Annotated in this window: 18 protein-coding genes; 9 read left to right on the top strand and 9 right to left on the bottom strand. The window is 67.6% G+C overall.

What is annotated here, in order from left to right; all coding sequences use genetic code 11:
- Window positions 1-220: 220 nt before the first annotated feature.
- From M2428_RS13580 to M2428_RS13555, 6 genes are read right to left on the bottom strand one after another with little or no spacing between them, the layout of a single operon-like run.
- On the bottom strand, window positions 221-1,042 hold the full coding sequence (locus M2428_RS13580; protein WP_277526466.1) for an HpcH/HpaI aldolase/citrate lyase family protein: 822 nt from the start codon (window positions 1,040-1,042) through the stop codon (window positions 221-223).
- Window positions 1,027-1,812 (bottom strand): 2-oxo-hept-4-ene-1,7-dioate hydratase, encoded by a 786-nt coding sequence (gene hpaH, locus M2428_RS13575; protein ID WP_277526465.1) that lies wholly within the window; start codon window positions 1,810-1,812, stop codon window positions 1,027-1,029. The genes M2428_RS13580 and hpaH overlap by 16 nt, the downstream gene beginning before the upstream one ends.
- Window position 1,813: 1 nt before the next feature.
- Window positions 1,814-2,902 carry a 3,4-dihydroxyphenylacetate 2,3-dioxygenase gene (gene hpaD / locus M2428_RS13570; protein WP_277526464.1) on the bottom strand — a complete coding sequence of 363 codons (1,089 nt, stop codon included), beginning with the start codon at window positions 2,900-2,902 and terminating at the stop codon, window positions 1,814-1,816.
- 48 nt (window positions 2,903-2,950) lie between these two features.
- Entirely contained in the window at window positions 2,951-4,465 is a 1,515-nt protein-coding gene (gene hpaE, locus M2428_RS13565; protein ID WP_277526463.1) for a 5-carboxymethyl-2-hydroxymuconate semialdehyde dehydrogenase, read from the bottom strand.
- 9 nt (window positions 4,466-4,474) lie between these two features.
- On the bottom strand, window positions 4,475-5,182 hold the full coding sequence (locus M2428_RS13560) for a GntR family transcriptional regulator (protein ID WP_277526462.1): 708 nt from the start codon (window positions 5,180-5,182) through the stop codon (window positions 4,475-4,477).
- Window positions 5,175-6,671, bottom strand: a complete 1,497-nt coding sequence (locus M2428_RS13555) for a fumarylacetoacetate hydrolase family protein (RefSeq protein ID WP_277526461.1) — start codon at window positions 6,669-6,671, stop codon at window positions 5,175-5,177. The genes M2428_RS13560 and M2428_RS13555 overlap by 8 nt, the downstream gene beginning before the upstream one ends.
- Before the next feature lie 223 nt (window positions 6,672-6,894).
- Between M2428_RS13555 and M2428_RS13550 the strand changes: the two genes are divergently transcribed.
- The gene (locus M2428_RS13550) at window positions 6,895-8,814 is read left to right on the top strand and encodes an FAD-binding monooxygenase (protein WP_277526460.1); all 1,920 of its coding nucleotides are present in this window, start codon (window positions 6,895-6,897) and stop codon (window positions 8,812-8,814) included.
- A gap of 246 nt (window positions 8,815-9,060) precedes the next feature.
- Here M2428_RS13550 and M2428_RS13545 read toward each other — a convergent pair whose 3' ends face one another.
- Together M2428_RS13545 and M2428_RS13540 are read right to left on the bottom strand one after the other, a co-directional pair.
- Window positions 9,061-9,831 carry a dienelactone hydrolase family protein gene (locus tag M2428_RS13545; protein WP_277526459.1) on the bottom strand — a complete coding sequence of 257 codons (771 nt, stop codon included), beginning with the start codon at window positions 9,829-9,831 and terminating at the stop codon, window positions 9,061-9,063.
- Between the two features lie 106 nt (window positions 9,832-9,937).
- On the bottom strand, window positions 9,938-10,114 hold the full coding sequence (locus M2428_RS13540; protein WP_277526458.1) for a CsbD family protein: 177 nt from the start codon (window positions 10,112-10,114) through the stop codon (window positions 9,938-9,940).
- 112 nt (window positions 10,115-10,226) lie between these two features.
- Here M2428_RS13540 and M2428_RS13535 point away from each other — a divergent pair, with 112 nt between their 5' ends.
- The 6 genes from M2428_RS13535 (at window position 10,227) to M2428_RS13510 (ending at window position 15,047) form a co-directional block, all read left to right on the top strand.
- Window positions 10,227-10,700, top strand: coding sequence for an SRPBCC family protein (locus tag M2428_RS13535; protein WP_277526457.1), 474 nt, complete (start codon window positions 10,227-10,229; stop codon window positions 10,698-10,700).
- Entirely contained in the window at window positions 10,697-11,377 is a 681-nt protein-coding gene (locus M2428_RS13530) for a pentapeptide repeat-containing protein (RefSeq protein WP_277526456.1), read from the top strand. Before M2428_RS13535 ends, M2428_RS13530 begins: the two co-directional genes overlap by 4 nt.
- A 109-nt stretch (window positions 11,378-11,486) precedes the next feature.
- Window positions 11,487-12,698: an acetyl-CoA C-acyltransferase gene (locus M2428_RS13525; RefSeq protein WP_277526455.1), complete on the top strand. Its 1,212-nt coding sequence runs from the start codon at window positions 11,487-11,489 to the stop codon at window positions 12,696-12,698.
- 14 nt (window positions 12,699-12,712) lie between these two features.
- Window positions 12,713-13,513 (top strand): enoyl-CoA hydratase/isomerase family protein, encoded by an 801-nt coding sequence (locus M2428_RS13520; protein ID WP_277526478.1) that lies wholly within the window; start codon window positions 12,713-12,715, stop codon window positions 13,511-13,513.
- Between the two features lie 2 nt (window positions 13,514-13,515).
- Window positions 13,516-14,391, top strand: coding sequence for a 3-hydroxyacyl-CoA dehydrogenase family protein (locus M2428_RS13515; RefSeq protein WP_277526454.1), 876 nt, complete (start codon window positions 13,516-13,518; stop codon window positions 14,389-14,391).
- Between the two features lie 32 nt (window positions 14,392-14,423).
- A complete protein-coding gene (locus M2428_RS13510) occupies window positions 14,424-15,047 on the top strand; it encodes a GNAT family protein (protein WP_277526453.1) in 624 nt (207 codons plus the stop codon).
- Here the strand turns inward: M2428_RS13510 and M2428_RS13505 are convergent.
- A complete protein-coding gene (locus tag M2428_RS13505) occupies window positions 15,044-15,880 on the bottom strand; it encodes an SGNH/GDSL hydrolase family protein (RefSeq protein WP_277526452.1) in 837 nt (278 codons plus the stop codon). The two genes, M2428_RS13510 and M2428_RS13505, sit on opposite strands and share 4 nt — an antisense overlap.
- Before the next feature lie 227 nt (window positions 15,881-16,107).
- Between M2428_RS13505 and M2428_RS13500 the strand changes: the two genes are divergently transcribed.
- Both M2428_RS13500 and M2428_RS13495 read left to right on the top strand, forming a co-directional pair.
- Window positions 16,108-16,713 carry a tyrosine-protein phosphatase gene (locus M2428_RS13500; protein WP_346780750.1) on the top strand — a complete coding sequence of 202 codons (606 nt, stop codon included), beginning with the start codon at window positions 16,108-16,110 and terminating at the stop codon, window positions 16,711-16,713.
- Window positions 16,714-16,869: 156 nt separating this feature from the next.
- A complete protein-coding gene (locus tag M2428_RS13495; RefSeq protein WP_277526451.1) occupies window positions 16,870-19,626 on the top strand; it encodes a S1 family peptidase in 2,757 nt (918 codons plus the stop codon).
- Window positions 19,627-19,709 lie beyond the last annotated feature (83 nt).

Here is a 19,709-nt window from a genome sequence, read left to right as displayed (position 1 = left end):
TGCGGCGGCGTCCGTCACACTTCCGGTTCGATCAAAGACCCTGAAGAAACCCTCCCTCTGCTGAGCAGTTGATCTCGTATGTTTCTGAGGTTCCGATGAACCATCCATTAAACGAGGCACGGTCGTTGCAACTCCCAAAACTTCGGGTGTTGCAACGACCGTTAGAACCCAAGACCTCGACCAGGTGGTTGCCGCCGTCGCGTTGTGACGCCGCGGATCTTCAGTAGCTGGCGGGGGCGTCGCCAGGCTCAACCACCGGGTCCGTCCGGATATATTCGGCGGCGAGGGCTTCTGAGCCGCGGGCGAGGATGGACACATCGGCCGCGACCAACACGAACGCTGCGCCGGCTGCCATGTAGTGGTGCGCGGTGGCGGGGTTGAAGGCGTTCACACCGGCGGGTTTCCCGGCCGCTTTGGCGGCGGCAACGCAGTGTTCGACGGCGGCGCGCACCTGGGGGTGTTCCTGCTGGCCCAGCAGCCCCATGGAGGCGGCGAGGTCGGAAGGTCCCAGGAAAATCGCGTCCACGCCGTCCACCGCCAGGATGTTCTCCACGGCCGCAACCGCGGCTTCGGATTCAATCTGGACCGTGACGCTCACGGTTTCGGAAGCACGGGCGAGATAGTCCGGGATCCGGTTCCAGCGCGACGCCCGGGCCAGGGCCGAGCCCACGCCGCGGACGCCGTGCGGCGGGTACCGGGTGGCGGCCACGGCGGCCTCCGCCTCGGCTGCCGAGTTCACCATGGGGATCAGCAGGTTCTGGACGCCCAGGTCCAGGTACTGCTTGATCAGCACCGTGTCGTTCACCGGCGGGCGGACCATCGCCCGGACCGGGTAACCGTGCACCGCCTGCAACTGGGCCAGGACGGATTCGAGCCCGTTGGGGCTGTGCTCGGCGTCGATCAGGAGCCAGTCCAGGCCGGCCCCGGCGCAGAGCTCTGCCACCAGCGGGCTGCCGGAGCAGACCCACATCCCGGCCAGCGGCCGGTCTGCCGCGGCCAGGGCGTCACGGAAGGTGGCGTCGGGTTCTACTCGAAGCGGCATGTGATGCTCCCCAGCGGTCCGTAGTCAGCGTGGACGGTGTCGCCCTTGTAAACCCAGAGGGGCCGGGTGAAGGATCCGGCGAGGATGATGTCGCCGGCTTTCATGCCGTCCCCGTGGGCGGCAATTTTGTTCGCCAGCCAGTGCACGCCGTTGGCCGGGTGGTCCAGGACGCCGGCGGCCACGCCGGTTTCCTCCACGGTCTGGTTCTTGTAGAGGATGGCGGAGACCCAGCGGAGGTCCACGGCGTCGGGGCGGACGGGGTTTCCGCCCACCACCATGGCGCCCATCGCGGCGTTGTCGGCGATGGTGTCCACGATGGTCCGGCCCTCCATTTCGATCCTGGAATCCAGGATCTCCAGGGCCGGGACCACGTAGTCGGTGGCGTTCAGGACGTCGAAGATGGTGCAGCCGGGTCCGGCCAGGTCCTTCTTCAGCACGAACGCCAGTTCCACTTCGACCCGCGGGTGGGTGTACTGGTCCCACTGCACCGAGCATCCCGTTTCGAGCACCATGTCATCGAAGATGGCGCCGTAGTCCGGTTCGGTGATGCCGGTGGCGGCCTGCATCGCCTTGGACGTGAGGCCGATTTTGCGGCCCACTAGGGTCCGGCCGGCGTCCTCGTTGCGGCGCCGCCACAGCTGCTGGACGGCGTAGGAGTCCTCCACCGTCATGTCCGGGTAGCGGGCCGTCAGGCGGGGGACCGGGGTCCGGGAGCGCCCGGCTTCCAGCAGTTCGTCTGCGATGGCCTCGATCGTCGCGGGATCCAGCACGCTAAACCTGCGCTCCGAGCTTGAAGCCGGTCTTTTCGCCGGCGGGGCCGTCCTCTTCCTTGCGGGTGTAGGAGAAGCCGTCGGCGCCCACGGTCACGGCCATCTCGCTTTTTTCCTCGCGGACGATGACGGGCTGCGGGTTGCCGTCGAGGTCCAGGACCAGGGAAGCCTCGGTGTACCAGGAGGGGACCACAGGATTGCCCCACCAGTCGCGGCGCTGGTTGTCGTGGACGTCCCAGGTGATGGTGGGGTTGTCCGGGTCGCCGGTGTAGTAGTCCTGCGTGTAGATCTCGATGCGGTGGCCGTCCGGGTCCAGGATGTAGAGGTAGAACGCATTGGAGACGCCGTGCCGGCCGGGGCCGCGTTCGATGCGGTCGGAGATGCGCAGGGCGCCCATCTTGTCGCAGATCTGGATGATGTTGTGCTTCTCGTGCGTGGCGAAGGCAATGTGGTGCAGCCGCGGGCCGTTGCCGCCGGTCAATGCGGTGTCGTGCACGGTCTGCTTGCGGTGCATCCAGGCGGCGTAGGTGACGCCGTCGGAGTCCTTGATGTCCTCGGAGACGCGGAAGCCCAGGTCTTCAAGGTATTTGCGGCCGCGCGGGACGTCCGGGGTGACCTGGTTGAAGTGGTCCAGCCGGACCAGCTCGCCGGCGGAGTAGAGGTCGTAGCGCTGGGTGAGGCGCTCGACGTGTTCGGTTTCGTAGAAGAACTCATAGGGGAAACCGAGCGGGTCCTCGACGCGGACGGCGTCGCCGATGCCCTTGGTGAAGCCTTCTTTGCGGCGCTCGGTGCGGCAGCCCAGTTCCTTGTAGTAGGCCTCGGCGGCGTCCACCTCCGCCGGGGACTTCACCCGGTACGCGAAGGCGGCAGCAGCGGCCACGGGGCCCTTGCGCAGCACCAGGTTGTGGTGGATGAACTCTTCCAGGGACCGCAGGTAGATCGTGTTCTCGTCTTCCTCGGTGACGTGCAGGCCCAGCAGGTCCACGTAGAACTCGCGGGACTTGGCGAGGTCCGTGACCACGAGTTCCAGGTAGGCGCAGCGGACGATGTCCGGGGCCGGGACGGTGGGGGTGGGGACGAAGTTGGTCATGGCGTTCTCTCTTCTTTGAAAGGGGGCTGCTTGGCGCGGGCTGGAAACTTAGGCGCCGAATTTAGGAGTGTGAACAGTGCCGAGGGTGATGTGGACGGCCTGCTGGTCGGTGTAGAAGTCGATGGACCGGTAGCCGCCCTCATGGCCCAGGCCCGAGGCCTTGACCCCGCCGAACGGGGTGCGCAGGTCGCGGACATTGTGGCTGTTGAGCCAGACCATGCCGGCCTCGACGTTCTGCGAGAAGTTGTGCGCCCGGGTCAGGTTCTGGGTCCAGATGTAGGCCGCGAGCCCGTACCTGGTGTTGTTCGCCAGGGCCAGGGCCTCGTCGTCGGTATCGAAGGGTGTGATGGCGACGACGGGGCCGAAGATTTCCTCCTGGAAGATCCGCGCGTCCGGGGCGACGTCGGCGAACACGGTCGGGGCGATGTAATTGCCCTCGGGGAGGTGGTCCGGGCGGCCACCGCCGGCCAGCAGCCGGCCTTCGGACTTGCCGATCTCCACGTAGGAGGCCACTTTGGCGTAGTGCTCCGGGTGGACCAGCGCGCCGACCTCGGTCTTGGGGTCGTGCGGGTCCCCGACCACGATGTTCTTGGCCCGGGCGGCGTACTTGTCGCAGAATTCCTCGTACACGGCGCGCTCCACCAGGATCCGGGAGCCGGCGGTGCAGCGCTCGCCGTTGAGGGAGAAGACGCCGAACAGCGCGGAGTCGATTGCGGCGTCGAGGTCGGCGTCGGCGAACACGACGCACGGGGACTTGCCGCCGAGCTCCATGGACAGGCCCTTGAGGTTGGCCGCGGCGTTGCGGAAAATCGTCTGCCCGGTGGTGGTTTCACCGGTGAAGGAGATCAGCGGCACGTCCGGGTGCTTGACGAGGGCGTCGCCGGCTTCCTCGCCGAGGCCGTTGACGAGGTTGAACACGCCGTCGGGAAGGCCGGCGTCCTTGAAGATCGTTGCCCAGAGCGAGGCGGACAGGGGAGTGAATTCGGCCGGCTTGAGCACCACGGTGTTGCCGGTGGCCAGGGCCGGGGCGAGCTTCCAGGACTCGAGCATGAACGGCGTGTTCCACGGCGTGATGAGGCCCGCGACGCCGATCGGCTTGCGGTTGACGTAGTTGATCTGGGCGCCGGGGACCTTCATGGCGTCGTCGAACTGGGCCACGATCAGGTCCGCGAAGAAGCGGAAGTTCTCGGCCGCGCGCAGCGCCTGGCCCTTGGCCTGGGTGATGGGCAGCCCGGTGTCAAAGGTTTCGAGCTCGGCCAGGCGTGCCTCCTGGGCTTCGACGGCGTCCGCGATCTTGTTCAGGACGCGGGCCCGCTCGCGGGGCTTCATCCTCGGCCACGGGCCGTTGACGAACGCGTCGCGGGCGGCGGCGACGGCGAGGTCGATGTCTTCCTTCTGGCCGGCGGCGGCGGTGGCGTAGTTCTGGTTGGAGACCGGGTCCAGGACATCGAAGGTCGCCCCGCCCACCGAATCAACGAATTTGCCGTTGATGTAGTGCTGGATGTGGGTGGGAAGGTCCTGCGGAACGTAGTGAGATTTGGTTTCTGCGGCAGTGAACGTCATTGTTTTTCCTTACTGCTGTGTGGTCTGCGGGGTCGGGAGGTCGTTTGCCGCCGCCTGGGCGAGGTACGCGTCGAGGGTGGCGCTGCGGTGCCGGCGGGCGGCCTTTTCGATGTCATCCGGGCTGGCGCCGGACTCGATGAGCTGTAGCAGCGCCTCGTGCTCGTCCACGGATTCGTGCGCGCGGCCGGGGACGAAGCGGAACGTGGATGATCGCAGGGACGCGAGCCGGTTCCAGCCCCGGTGGACGAGGTCCAGGATGTGCGGATTGGGGCAGTGCTCGAACAGAACGCTGTGGAAGTCCTGGTTCAGCCGGGTGAACCGGACGGGATCGAAGTGCTGCAGGCATTCGCGCATCTCGGCGTTGACGGCCCGGGCGCGGGCCACGTCCGCCTCCCCGATCAACGGAGCCGAGAGAGCCGTAGCGGCGCCCTCGACGATGCTGAGGGTCTGCATCGTGTAGAGGTACTCGGTGGGGTCGATGCCGGACACGGTGGCGCCGACGTTCCGCTCGAACTTGACCAGGCCCTCGGCCTCGAGCCGGCGGATGGCTTCGCGGACCGGCACCACGCTGACGCCTAGGTCCTCGGCGATCTTCGCCAGCACCAGCCGGTAGCCGGGGGAGTAGGTCCCGTCCACGATCCGGGACTTGACGGTCACATAGGCCTGCTCTGACTTGCTGACTGTCTGGGTGCCTGCGGCGATGGCTGTGTCAGTCATGGGTTTTGCCGGCTTCCCATTCCTGGTAGCGGGTTCGCCATGCTGCATTGAGCGGGTAGAGGCCGTCCACACTGTGGCCCTGCTGCACCATTTCGGCGATGAAGGTTTCCTCGCGTTCCTGAGCGATGGAATCGTCCGCGAGCTCTTCGGCGAGGGCCGGCGGGATCACCAGGATGCCGTCCGCATCGGCCACGATGATGTCCCCGGGCTGCACGGTGGTGCCGCCGCAGGCGATGGTGATGTCCGTGTCCCACGGGATGTGCCGGCGCCCAAGGACCGCGGGGTGCGGGTTGGCATAGTAAGTGGGCATGTCCATGGCGGCCACGGCGGAGAAGTCGCGCACGCCGCCGTCGGTGATGATGGCGGCGGCGCCGCGGACCTGGGCGCGGAGGGCCAGGATGTCGCCGATGGTGCCGGTGCCCTTTTCGCCGCGGGCTTCCATCACCAGGATCTCGCCCTCATTGACGGAATCGATGGCCTTCTTCTGGGCGTTGAAGCCGCCGCCGTGGGCCGTGAAGAGGTCCTCGCGGTTTGGGACATAGCGCAGGGTCCGGGCCAGGCCCACGATCCGCTTCTCCGATCGCGTCGCGGTCAGGCCGTCGATGCTCACGTTGTTCAGGCCGCGCTTGCGCAGCTGGGAGGACAGGGTGGCCGTGCAGACGCTTTCCAGCTTCGCCTTCAGCTCCGGGGACAGGATGGGAGCCGGCGCCTCTTGTGTATGCGCCGGAAGGCCTGCCGCCTCACGGGAGCCGTACGCCTCCTCCCGCTGCATGTCATCGGTCTTGGGCCGGGCGCCAAAGTCCGCGAACGGCGTCGTGCCTTCCTCAACACGGGTGACCAGCCGGCCGGTTGAGAGTGCGTTGAGTTCGCCGGCGCTGACTTCCACCTCGACGACGTCGCCCGGCTCGGCCACCGAAGCCCCGGCGGGGGTGCCGGTGAGGATGATGTCGCCCTCTTCGAGCATGATCAGCTGGGACAGATCGGCCACGAGCCGGGCGAACGGGAACAGCAGGTCACCGGTGGTGTCGTCCTGGACCAGCTCGCCGTTGTGCCAGGTCCGGATCCGCAGTTTTGCGGGATCGACTGCGTCTGCGGCGATCAGGCCCGGCCCCACCGGAGTGAAGCCGTCGCCGCCTTTGGAGCGGAGGTTGGAGCCCTTGTCCGCGTAGCGGAGGTCATAGACGCCGAGGTCGTTGCTGGCGGTGACCCACTCGACGTGGCTCCAGGCGTCCTCGATGTCCACCCGGCGGGCAGCCTTGCCGATGATCAAAGCGATTTCGCCCTCGTAGCCGAGGAGTTCGCAGCCGGCCGGGCGTTCCACGGTTGAGGGGGCAGCTGCCGAACCGACTGTTAGGGACGACGACGGCTTCAGGAAGTAGGAAGGCTGCTCCGGGGTGCGGCCGCGCTGGGCTGCCCGGCTGCGGTAGTTGATATGCACCGCGATGACTTTGCGGGCCGCGGCCAGGGTGTGGTCGGTGACCTTTTCCAAGAATGTCTCCTCATCGAGTACGAAATCGTATACGATGACTATGACCCAGCAAGTGCGGATCGTCAACCCCCGCTTCCGAGGGTTTTCAAAGTACTTGTAACCCGCGTCATATCTGCCGTACAGTTCTGGATCATAGACGAAAATTCGATTATCGAACATCAAATTCGATTATCGAACACATGCGACGCTGAAAGACCGCCACACAACGAAGTGAGGAAAGCCCGTGCATTTTCACCACCACGGTTACGTATCCGGTGACCCGCGAGTCCAGCCGGCCGCCGGCGTTGGCATCGATCGTCCCGCCCAGCTTCCTGACGAGGTGGACGTGCTCATCGTGGGCACCGGGCCCGCAGGTATGCTCGCCGCCGCCCAACTGTCCCAGTTTCCGGGCATCACCACCCGGATCGTGGAGCGCCGCGGCGGGAGGCTCGCCATCGGGCAGGCCGACGGCATCCAGGCCCGGAGCGTCGAGACCTTCCAGGCCTTCGGCTTCGCCGAGCGGATCATCGCCGAGGCCTACCGCATCACCGAAATGGCATTCTGGAAGCCGGACCCCGCGGACCCCGCGAACATCGTTCGCAGCGCCCGGACACTCGACGACCCGGGCGGGATCAGCGAGTTCCCGCACCTGATCGTCAACCAGGCACGCGTGCTGGACTACTTCGCCGAGTTCATGGCAAACGCGCCTACGCGCATGTCGCCCGACTACGGCTACGAGTTCCTCGACCTCGAGGTCGCCGACGAGGGGGAGCACCCCGTCGCCGTGTCCCTCCTCCACACCGCCGGCCCCAACGAGGGCCAAACGCGCACAGTCCGGGCCAAGTACGTTATCGGTGCGGATGGGGCCCGGAGCAAGGTCCGCGCTTCGATCGGCTGCACCATGGCCGGCGACCAGGCCAACCACGCATGGGGCGTCATGGACGTGCTCGCCTCCACGGACTTCCCCGACATCCGCCTCAAGTGCGCCATCCAGTCCCATGACGGCGGCAGTATCCTGCTGATCCCGCGCGAGGGAGGGCATCTCTTCCGCATGTACGTCGACCTCGGCGAGGTCGCCGCAGACGATCAAGGCGCCGTCCGCAAAACCACCATCGAGCAGATCATTGCCAAGGCCAACGCGATCATCCACCCCTACACCCTCGACGTGCGCAACGTGGCCTGGCATAGCGTGTACGAGGTCGGCCACCGCCTCACCGACCGGTTCGACGACGTCCTCCCGGAGGAGCTCGGCACCCGCACGCCACGCGTTTTCATCACCGGCGACGCCTGCCACACCCACAGCGCCAAGGCCGGCCAGGGTATGAACGTCTCCATGCAGGACGGCTTCAACATCGGCTGGAAGCTCGGCCACGTGCTCGAAGGCCGCAGTCCGGAGGCCCTGCTCTCCACCTACTCGGCCGAGCGGCAGGTCGTCGCGAAGAACCTCATCGACTTCGACAAGGTGTGGTCGACGCTCATGGCGAAGAAGCCCGAAGAGTTCGAGAACCCCTCCGAGCTCGAGGACTTCTATGTGCGGACCGCAGAGTTCCCCGCGGGCTTCATGACCGAGTATTCGCCGTCGATGATCGTCGCCGAGGCGACGCACCAGAACCTGGCCAGCGGCTTTCCCGTCGGCAAGCGCTTCAAGTCCGCGCCGGTTCAACGCGTCTGCGACACCAATCCGCTCCAGCTCGGCCACCAGGCAACGGCGGACGGCCGGTGGCGCATCTACGTCTTCGCGGATTCGGCTGCACCTGGAGCCCCGTCACCGACCACGGACCTGGCCGCGTGGCTGGCCAATGCCCCGGATTCGCCGCTCGCCGCCACGCCGGCGGGCGCCGATCGTGACGCGTGGTTCGACGTGAAGGTGATCTACCAGCAGGACCACACGGGCATCGACATTGGCTCCGTCCCTGCAGTGTTCAAGCCGGAAGTGGGGCCGTTCAAGCTCCCCTACCTCGAGAAGGTCTACGCCACGGATCCGACGGCGGATATCTTCGAGCTGCGCGGCATCGACCGCGGCGGCGTCGTGGTGGTGGTACGGCCGGACCAGTACGTGGCGAACGTCCTGCCGCTGACGGCGACGGCGGAACTCGCCGCGTTCTTCGCGCCCCTCCTGCGGGCAGGCAACCGCGCCCGTGAATTCCAGAACCACGCGGGCTAACCGCCGGCATGCGGCACCATCCGATGGCGCCGTGACGCTCCCGCCCAGTTGCTGCTGACCGCACCTCCACGTACCCGCACAATCCTGGGGGTGCGTGGAGGTGAAGCGGGGTCCGGCACCGAGTAACTGGGATCGAGCGTCGTCACGCGGGGAGCCGGGACAAACGCAGACATCCCGATCCCGTGCCGGCCTGAGCACTCATGCGTCGTGACGCCTGAGCACCCACGCACCGTCTGGCACGGGGGCTCAGGGCTTCAGATGCTGGGCGAAGTGGTCCTCGATCCGCTGCCAGGCTTCCGGGGCCGATTCCGGATCCGGGCCGATCCCCATGACCCGGAAGAGCGGCCGCAGCGCCCTCGGCCCGGTCTCCACGTCGTTGAGGAAGGCGTGCCCGGCGTGCGGGAATTCCTTGACGTCGTGGGCCACGCCCAGGCGGTCCAGTACCGACTCGAGTTTCGCGGCCCCGCCCCGCAGGGTGCGGTCCTTGCCGCCGAAGTTGGCCACGATCGGGCAGGCGCCGGCGAGGGCCTTCTCGGGGTTTTTGGGGAGCCGGCCGTAATTGACGGCGGCGGCGTCGAAGCCGTCATTGGCCAGGAGCAGGGCGAAGCCGCCGCCCATGCAGAAACCGATCACGCCGACCTTGCCCGTGGTCCGGCCGGATTCCCGCAGCCAGTCCCGGGCGGTGGCCAGATCGGTGAAGGCCCGGCCCTCGCCCGCCGCCAGCGCACGCATGGTGGCCACGAGGCAGCGGCGGGCGCCGCCGTCGCTGTACAGGTCAACGGCCAGCGTCAGGTAGCCGGCCGCCGCCATGCGGTTGGCGTGGCGGACGGTGATGTCGTCCAGGCCGAAGGCCTCATGGACCATGAGGACCGCAGGAAAAGGCCCCTCGCCCTCCGGCGGCGCCAGATATCCGCGCAGCACCGGGGAGCCGCCGGCGGCAGCACTGGCCCTGCTTAAGTCGACGTTGCTGAGATCCCGGCTGGCGGGCTGGCCGTGGTCTGCATCGGTCCGTGCCATGGTGTCCCCTTTGTCGGCTGTGTGGGCTCATTCTCGCAAACGGGCACAAAAAAGCGACGCCGGACATCCCCCAAAGGAAGATCCGGCGCCGCAAAGTTTGGAAGGACTAGTCCTTTTTGAAGGTGTCCTTGACGTTTTCGCCGACCTTCTTCGCGTCGGCTACAACCTGATCCTTCTGGCCCTCGGCGCGCAGCTGGTCGTTGTCCGTGGCGTTTCCGGCAGCTTCCTTGGCCTTGCCGCCCAGGTTCTCCGCTTCGTTCTGAATCTTGTCTCCGATACCCATGGTGTTGGCCACCTTTCGTTTCCGGTTGAAATTCACTGTCCGAACACCATAACACAAAGCATGCTTACTAATTCAAGGGGGTGCCGCGCGGTGATCCGATAGGCTCGAGGTCATGGACCACAAGACCACTCTCACGCAGCACATCAAGGCTCCGGCGGACTCGGTCTGGAAGGTGGTGTCGGACATTCCTGGATCTGCCGCGACCCTGTCCGGCGTCGATTCGATCCAGATGCTCACCGACGGACCCTATGCCGTGGGCACCCGATGGAAGGAAACCCGCACCATGCTGGGGCGCTCGGAAACGGTGGAGATGTGGGTTTCCCAGGCCGAGGCGCCGTCGAGTGGCCGTGGCGGCACCACGACAGTGAAAGCCCTCCAGGGCGGCGCCGACTACACCTCCAGGTTTGCGCTGGCGGAGCGCGACGGCGGAACGGATCTCACCTTGACCTTCGGCGCCGAAGTCATCAGGCCGACCCGGTTCAGCAGGATCATGCTCGCCGTGTTCGGCCTGCTGGGGATGCGCATCACCCGCAAGGCGCTTGCGAAAGACCTGGCGGACATCGCCGCCAAAGCCGAGTCCCTGTGACGGTGCGGCGCGCTGCGGCGGACAAAGCTCCCAAGGTCACAGCCCCCCGCCTCGCACCGGTCCGGCCGGGGGAGCTGCGGGACGATCCTGCCCCGGAGTTCCGGCGCGGTGAACGGTACGACGGCGTCCGGTACAGCCGCGCGTCGGCAGACGGCCTGGACCTTGGCGCCACGGATTTTGCCGAATGCGAATTTACCGGAGTGTCCTTCAATGAGACGCAGCTGCGCGGCGCCACGTTCCGCGACTGCATCCTGACCGAGGTTTACGCTCCGGTGCTGACGGCGGCCCGGGCCAGCCTCCGGGATGTGGAGATCGGCAACCCCCGCTGGGGATCGGCGGAGCTCTATGAAAGCGGCTGGCAGTCGGTGCGGATCGACGGCGGCAAACTCGACTATGTGAATCTGCGCGGGTCCAAGCTCACGGACGTGCAGATCAGCGACTGCATCATCAACGAACTGGATCTGGGCTCTTGCACCGCCACCCGCGTCGCCTTGAAGAACTGCACGATCGGCACCCTTGATTTCACCGGCGCCCGGCTCAAGGACTTCGACCTCCGGGGCACCGATTTCCGCACGATCAGCGGACTGGGCAGCCTGGCCGGCCTTGTAGTGGACGACTACCAGCTCACCCTGCTCGCCCCGTTGCTCGCGGCCCATCTGGGCGTCGTCGTCGCGTAATCCGGCGCCATCCGGTTGACCCCCTTGCCCCGCCGTGTAATCTTTATAGAACGAACGGTCGGTAATTTACTCTGCTGCCGACCCCGCTTTCTTGGTGAAGGATGTTCTCATGGTCGAGGCTTTTCTTGTTGGCGGCGCCCGCACCCCCGTGGGCCGCTACGGCGGCGCCCTCTCCGCAGTCCGCCCCGATGACCTGGCCGCACTGGTGGTTCGCGAGGCTGTAGCCCGAGCCGGCGTCGATCCGGACACCATCGACGAGGTGATCCTCGGCAACGCGAACGGCGCCGGCGAAGAGAACCGCAACGTGGCCCGGATGGCCACCCTCCTTGCCGGACTGCCCCTCCACATCTCCGGGATCACCGTGAACCGGCTCTGCGCCTCCGGGCTCAGCGCCATCATCATGGCCAGCCACATGGTCAAGTCCGGCGCCGCGGACATCGTGATCGCCGGCGGCGTCGAATCCATGAGCCGGGCCCCCTGGGTCCAGGAAAAGCCCCGAACCGCCTTCGCCAAGCCGGGCGAAATCTTCGATACCTCCATCGGGTGGCGTTTCGTCAACCCGCAGTTCACCAAGGGCGAGCTCTCCCGGGACGGCAAGATGACCTACTCCATGCCCGAGACGGCGGAAGAAGTGGGGCGGGTTGACGGCATCTCGCGGGAGGACGCCGACGCCTTCGCCGTCCGCTCCCACGAACGGTCCCTGGCCGCCATAGCCGCCGGCCGCTTCGCCGAGGAAATCGTCCCCGTGACCGTCAAGTCCCGCAAGGGCGAGACCGTGGTGGACACCGATGAGGGCCCCCGCGCCGGCACCACCATGGACGTCCTCGCCGGGCTCCGGCCGGTAGTCAAGGGCGGCTCGATCGTCACGGCAGGCAACTCCTCCACCCTGAACGACGGCGCCTCCGCCATCATCGTGGCCTCGGAAGCCGCCATCCAGAAGCTTGGCCTCACACCGCGGGCCCGCATCATCGACGGCGCCTCTGCCGGCTGCGAGCCCGAAATTATGGGCATCGGTCCGGTCCCGGCCACCCAGAAGGTGCTCGCCCGTTCCGGGCTCAGCGTCGGTGACCTCGGCGCCGTCGAACTGAACGAGGCGTTCGCGACCCAGTCCCTGGCCAGCATGCGCCGGCTCGGCCTCGACCCGGAGATTGTGAACCGCGACGGCGGCGCGATCTCCCTGGGCCACCCGCTGGGGTCGTCCGGTTCCCGGATCGCCATCACGCTGCTGGGGCGGATGGAACGCGAAAACGCGAAGATCGGGCTCGCCACCATGTGCATCGGCGTCGGCCAGGGCACGGCCATGCTGCTGGAGCGCGTGTAGTGGCGGCCGCGGCACTGGCCCTCGAAGCGGCTGGCTTCAGCACGCTCCTGGTCGACGAGCGCGAGGACCGCGTGGTGGTGGTGCTCAACCGCCCCGAGGTCCGCAACGCGATCGACCAGCAGATGGTCGACGAACTCCACACCGTCTGCGCCCATCTCGAGCAGCAACCGAAAGTACTCATCATCGCCGGCACGGACGGGGTCTTCGCCTCCGGCGCCGATATCGGGCAGCTGCGCGAACGGCGCCGCGACGATGCCCTGCAGGGCATCAACTCCACCATTTTCGTCCGGATCGCCAAGCTGCCGATGCCCGTCATCGCAGCCCTGGACGGCTTCTGCCTCGGCGGCGGCGCCGAACTGGCCTACGCCGCCGACTTCCGGATCGGCACCCCGTCAGTCCGGATCGGCAATCCCGAAACCGGCCTCGGCATCCTGGCCGCCGCCGGTGCCAGCTGGCGCCTGAAGGAACTCGTGGGGGAGCCCGTCGCCAAGGAAATGCTGCTGGCCGGTGCCGTGCTGCGCGCAGAACGTGCCCTCGCCGTCAATCTCATCACCGAAATCCATGAACCGTCCGGGCTGATGGACGCCGCCCACCGGCTCGCCGACAGGATTGCCACGCAGGACCCGCTAGCCGTGCGGATCACCAAGTCCGTGTTCCACGCCCCGGCCGAGGCGCATCCCCTCATTGACCAGCTGGCGCAGGGGATCCTCTTCGAGTCCCAGGCCAAGTTCGACCGTATGCAGGCTTTTCTGGATAAGAAATCAGAGAAGAAATCAGAGAAAACGTCAGCCAAAGAATCCGGGAAGCAGAAATAGACATGGGCAACTCCGCACTCCCCGCCGATAACCTCCCCAACTTCGTGGGAGTTCTCGGCGGCGGCCGCATGGGCGCCGGCATCGCCCACGCCTTCCTGATCAAGGGAGCCAACGTCGTGGTGGTCGAGCGCGACGAGGCTTCGGCCGAGGCCGCCCGGGAGCGGGTCGAGTCCGCCGCTGCCAAGAGCATTGAGCGCGGCGCCGTGGACGCCAACCTGGACGAGATGGCTTCCCGGCTCGCGGTCACGGTGGACTACGACGACTTCGCCGGCCGGCAACTGGTGGTCGAGGCCGTTCCGGAAGACTGGGATCTGAAGGTCACCGCGCTGCGCGGCATCGAGGAACGGCTCGCCGACGGCGCCTACCTCGCGTCAAACACGTCGTCGCTGTCCGTCAACGGGTTGGCCCGTGAGCTGAAGCGGCCGCAGAACTTCCTGGGCCTGCACTTCTTCAACCCGGTGCCGGCGTCGACGCTCATCGAGGTGGTCCTCGGCGAGCAGACTTCCGACGCTCTGGCCCGGGCCGCCCGCGGCTGGGTCGAGGCTCTCGGCAAGACCGCCGTCGTGGTCAACGACGCGCCGGGCTTCGCCTCCTCCCGGCTTGGCGTCGCGATCGCCCTCGAAGCGATGCGTATGGTGGAAGAGGGCGTGGCAAGCGCTGAAGACATCGACAACGCCATGGTCTTGGGCTACAAGCACCCCACGGGCCCACTGCGGACCACCGACATCGTGGGCCTTGATGTGCGCCTCGGCATCGCGGAGTACCTGCAGTCCACGCTGGGGGATCGTTTCGCGCCGCCGCAGATCCTGCGGGACAAGGTTGCCCGCGGGGAACTGGGCCGCAAGTCCGGCAAGGGCTTCTTCGACTGGACCAAGTGACCGGCGCCTGTCCGTGCCCCTAGGATGGTGCGGTGACTTCACTGGACCGTCCCGCGATCGCCCCCATCACCCTGACCGGCAAATACGTCGTCCTTGAGCCGCTGAGCCTTGACCACCACGACGGCCTCGTCGAGGCGGCCCGCGACGGCGAGCTGTGGCAGCTCTGGTACACCAGCGTGCCCGAACCGGAACACATGGCAGTGGAGATTGAGCGGCGCCTGGCCCTGCAGGACAGCGGCGACATGCTGCCCTTCACCACCCGTCTGCTGGACCCCGCTACGGGCGGACCGGGACGGGTGATCGGCATGACCACCTACATGAACATCGACGCCACCACGCCCCGGGTGGAGATCGGCTCCACCTGGAACGCGGCGTCGGCACATGGCAGCGGGAGCAACCCGGACTCCAAGTTGCTGCTGCTGCGGCACGCCTTCGAGACGCTCGGCTGCCCCGCCGTCGAGTTCCGGACGCACTGGCTCAACCACCAGTCCCGCGAGGCGATCGCGCGGCTGGGCGCAAAGCAGGACGGTGTGCTCCGCAGCCACACGCGCAGCGCTGACGGCGCGCTGCGAGACACTGTCGTGTTTTCCATCCTGGAACACGAGTGGCCGATGGTCCGCAACGCCCTTGAGTCCAGGCTGGCCAAGCGGCGTTAGGGTGCCGAGTAGGCCTTGGCCCGGTTAAGCGATGCGAAGTACGCCTCGTAGCCCTTGGCGTTCGGGTGGAAGTTGTCGGGACTGGTCGGGGCCGAAAGGTCGAGATTTACCCACGGGGCTGCAGAGTTAATGCCGTGACCGGCGAAGGCGGCCCTGACGTCGACGTACTCTGCTCCGGTAGCCCAGGCGGCTGCGGCGATGGACCCGTTCAGGCCGTCAGCCAGTTGTGCGGCCTTATTGATGAACAGCGACATCGGATCCTTCTGGCCGGGGGCGACCGGATCGTAGAGGTAGGGGTAGCCCGTCACCACAACCCTGGCGTTGGGCGCGGCAGACTTCACGCTCTGAATCATGGCGATCACATCACCGGCCAGTTTCTTGCTGGCGATCTCGCCCGCCGCGTAGGCGGTGGCAGCCTCGCACTGCGGGCCCGCGGCGGGGTTGACCATCGCGGCGGCGCAGGACGTAAAGATGGCCCCGACCCGGAGGTTGTTGCCGCCGGCAGTGATAGTGACGAGCTCCGTGCTCTTGTTCAGTTTCCTTAGCTGGGTGTTCACGACGTCCTGGGTCGTCTTGCCGCTGCAGGCCGCGTTGGTGACCAGCTTGATGGCCTTCGATTCGGCCGCCAGTTCGGAATAGGTGTTCTCGCTGCGGTAACAATCATCCAGGTACGGCCCCGCCCCCTGCCCGGCGGCGTAGGAGTCTCCCAGCGCGATGTACTTGGTCCTGTCCACGGCCTGCGCCGGCACCGCCGCCAAACCGACTGCCATCGCCAGGGTGGCGAGACCGGCCGCCAGAGCCGTCCGCCGGCGTCGAAGTTTCAGAGATCCCATGGTGTTCCCCTCAGTAGCACGCTGGTTTCAGCGCCTGTGCCGTGAAAACGTGCCACGAAGAGGTGTCAGTCCCGGCCGCAGGCGAACTGAAAAGAGCCCGGAGGCCGCCGGGTTCACCGCCACCCTATGCCGAAGCCGGGACCCACACCATACCGATAGTCCCGTTGTGCAGATCTTTCCTGAATTCCACCGTGGATCGGCGCCGGTGCGTGTGCTTAGCTTTCAGGATGACAATTCCCGCCGGGCCATCAGAGCACGCCAAGGCGACGGCGGTGCCCGGAGCGATGGAGTGGGACGGGGCCGTCAACGCGTGGCATGTGGCCGGGGACTTGTTCCGGATGGGACGCCGGGAATGGCTTACCGAGGCCGGCTGGCGGCAGGCACACCGCCGTGGCATCCGGACCGTCATCGACCTCCGCAACGAAGCCGAAATCCGGCGCCGGGAGACCGACCCGCAGGTGAAGGCGGCAGCCCTGGCCGGCTTCGCCGTCGTGCTGGCCCCCACCGAAGACCCGGGCAACAGCGAATTCCGCCAGCTCTGTGTGCCCTACCTGAACGACCCTGCCTGCTATGCCGACAACGCGAGATTGTTCCCGCACCTGCTGACCCGTGTCTTCAGAGCGGTGGCCGCGGCGGAGGGCGGAGTGGTCATCCATTGCTCCGCCGGGCGGGACCGGAGCGGCATGATCGCGGCCATGCTCCAGGACCTCGCCGGCCACAGCGACGAGGCCATTGTGCACGGCTACCAGCGCTCGATGCGGGGCATCAACGAGCACCACCGGCACGCGGCCGTCCCGCATCCCACGAGCGCTTTCTGCCCGAGGACGTCCTGACGCCCCTGTTGGAATCCCGGGGCAAAAGCCTGCTGGAATTTGTCCGGTCCCTGAACACCACGGACTACCTGTGCCGCCACGGGGTGACGTCCGCCGAGCTCGCGGCCATCCTGGCAAAGCTCGGCAGATAGGGTGGCCCGCAGGTAGGGTGACCCAGTGAAGACTCCGAAGTTCCAGCCGATGGTGCGCGCCGCCGCGGCCCTCGCGATTGCGCTTGCCGGCACCTTGCCCGTTGGTGCGTTGTCCGCGGTGCCGGCGCTGGCTGAAACCGGCACGGACACACGGGCCCTGGCACCCGCGGACTCGACGCCATCGCCGTCGCCGGTCCCAACGACGGTATTGACTCCGACGCCGGCCCCGGCCCTGACGACGGCGACGGCGGCGCCGTCGGACCCGCCTCTGGCTGATTCTTCTCCGGTCCCTTCCGCGACGCCCATCAGCGACGCCGGCCTCGCCGAGGCCGTGCAGCGGGACCTCGGCATGACCCTTGCAGAATTTAACGCCGCCGGTGCACTGGCCCGGCGTGCCGCCGACGCCGCGCCCTCCCTTCGGGCCCTCCCCGGCTATGTGGGGATCAGCCTCGCCGGGGGCAAGATCGCGGTTGAAGGCAGCGGCCCCGAGCTCCAGGCCCGCGTGGCCGAACTGAACCAGACCGGCCCGGCCACCTTCGTGCTTGTGGCACCTAAAACCGCCGCCGTTGCCCCGTCGTCCGCGGAGCTCCTGGCCTCCAGTACCCAGCAACTGTTCGAGGCCTACGTCCGCGAGGTCGGGGCCGCCGGACTGCAGGCTGTCACCTACACCAATGGCCACTTCGTCATCCGCGCCGGCGGCACCAACACGGCTGAGGCCGTTCCCTCCGCCGGCGCCGTTCCCGCGTCGGGTCTGGATGTGGAGCCGGCGACAGCGCCGGGCGCGAAGCCGAAGATGTCCGCGGCGGAGTTTGTGGCCCGCTACGCCAACGTGGCGCTGGAAAAAGGATCGCGGATCGCCACTGAGGAGGACTTCTTTGGCGGCCAGGGGTACGTCGTTGACGGCCACGCCGTGTGCTCCGCCGGGTTCGGGGCCTTCAGCCCCGCGGGCAAACCCCTGGTCCTGACGGCCGGGCACTGTGCCGCCGATGGCGCCGCGAAGCAGGCCTTGATCGAGATTCCGGCAGGAGCACCGGCGGCCGGGGGTGCCGGTACGGGCGCGGCAGCCGGGACCCTGGGGACGTTCGGGTTCAGCCAGTTCGGCGGTCCGGGCAATTCCGTGGTGGCTACGGACGGCACCAACGTCGGCACGGACATCGCCGTGCTTCAGGGCATCAGGAGCGGCTTGAACCTCCAGCCCGCTGTCACGCGGTGGGACAACCCCGCCGATCCGGGGCCGACGTCCGTGAGGATCGTCGGCACGGTGGCCCCGTTCCAGGGCCAGCCCGTGTGCCGCTCCGGCCGGAGCCTCGGCTGGTCGTGCGGGACCGTGGACTCGGTGGGCACCTGGGTCATCGCCGGACCGAACTCCCTGCCACCAAACTATGACAACGATCTCCGGGCCCTGAACGGCTTCGACTCCAGCACGGTCAAGTCCCGCCCCGGAGATTCCGGCGGCCCGTGGATCAGCGGAAACTTCGCCGTCGGCATGCACACCGGGGCCGAAAGCGAGGGCGGCGTCCAGACGCGGGCCATCGCCACCACGCTCGAGGACGCCACCGGACGGGTCCCCGGCGGCGTCCAGCTCCAGCTGTTCCTGACCAAGCCAACGCTCGCCGCGGCCGCAAACGGAACCGTAACAGCCGGGGAGCCGATTACCGGGCACGTGGGTGCCGGTCCGGCCTCCGTTGTGGCTGCGAAATCCAAGGTCCGCATCACCATTGGGGCGCAAAAACTCGAGGTGCCCGTGGATGCTGCCGGGAACTGGACGTTCCGGGCCCCGCTACCGAGTGGGCCGCTGGCCTTCTCAGCGGAGACCGTGAACGGCTTCAGCCATTCTGGACCGGCGTCCTTTACGGCCACCGTCGCACCAGCCCCACTTCCGGCGCCCGGAATGACGACGCCGACGGGTACCGCTCTGCCTGCACTGAACAGCATCGCCGGCACGGGCATGCCCGGCGCGACCGTTGTGCTGTCGGGCGATGTCGACGGTTCGGCGACCGTCGGTCTGGACGGCCGCTGGAGCATCAACGTGGCCGATCAGCCGGTCTTCGGGAAGGTCTCGGTCACGGCGGTGCTCACCACTCCCGGAGAGGCGGACAGCCCCTCCGTGACCAGCACTTATACCGTCACTCCGCCGGCGCCGGCGGTGTCGAGCATCCGGGACGGCAAACATCTCCGCACGGACGCCCTGCCCACGGACGTCTCCGGCACCGCAGTAGACGGTGCCGACGTGCGAGTTGCCGTGGACGGGGTGACCGTTGGATCCGTGCAGGCCGAAGCGGGCGGTGCAGGAGCCGGGGCGGCCCTTCAGCCCAGGACTCCGCAGAACCCGGCCGGCGACGCCCTGTGGAGCGTTCCATTCCCTGCGGGACTGGCCGCCGGAGGGCATACGCTGACGGTCACGCAGGCCGTTGATGCAGTCGCCTCGCGCCCGGCCAAAGTAACCTTCATCATCGACCCCCCTGCCGTTTCCGGCGGAACCCCGGCCGAACCGCCTGCCGCCCAGCCGCCTGCCGCCGAACCGCCGGCCGCCCAACCGCCTGCCGCCCAGCCGCCGGGAGTGCCCGCGCAGCCGGCCAACCCCGCCGGAGCTCCCGTCCCGCCGTCGGACACCTCCGTAATTGTCGGCGGCACGGCACCGGACGGTATGTCGCCAGGCGGTGCGGGTCTGCTGGCCAGCACGGGTGCTGGCGGGCTCCTGCCCGTAGCCGGTCTTGGCGCCGGAGCCTTGCTGCTCGGCGCAGCCTTCGTGGCGTTCGGCCGGCGCCGGACGGTGCGTTAGCCGGCGCCTCCAGCAGGCCCGGGCTCGCCGGAAAGCTGCGGGCTCGCCGTACGGCTACGGCGACCCCGCAGGTCTCCGGCGAC

It is taken from the genome of Arthrobacter sp. ES3-54 (assembly GCF_029504395.1).
In the GTDB taxonomy this organism is placed as follows: Bacteria; Actinomycetota; Actinomycetes; order Actinomycetales; family Micrococcaceae; genus Arthrobacter.
This window is presented reverse-complemented; position numbering and strand designations above follow the sequence as displayed.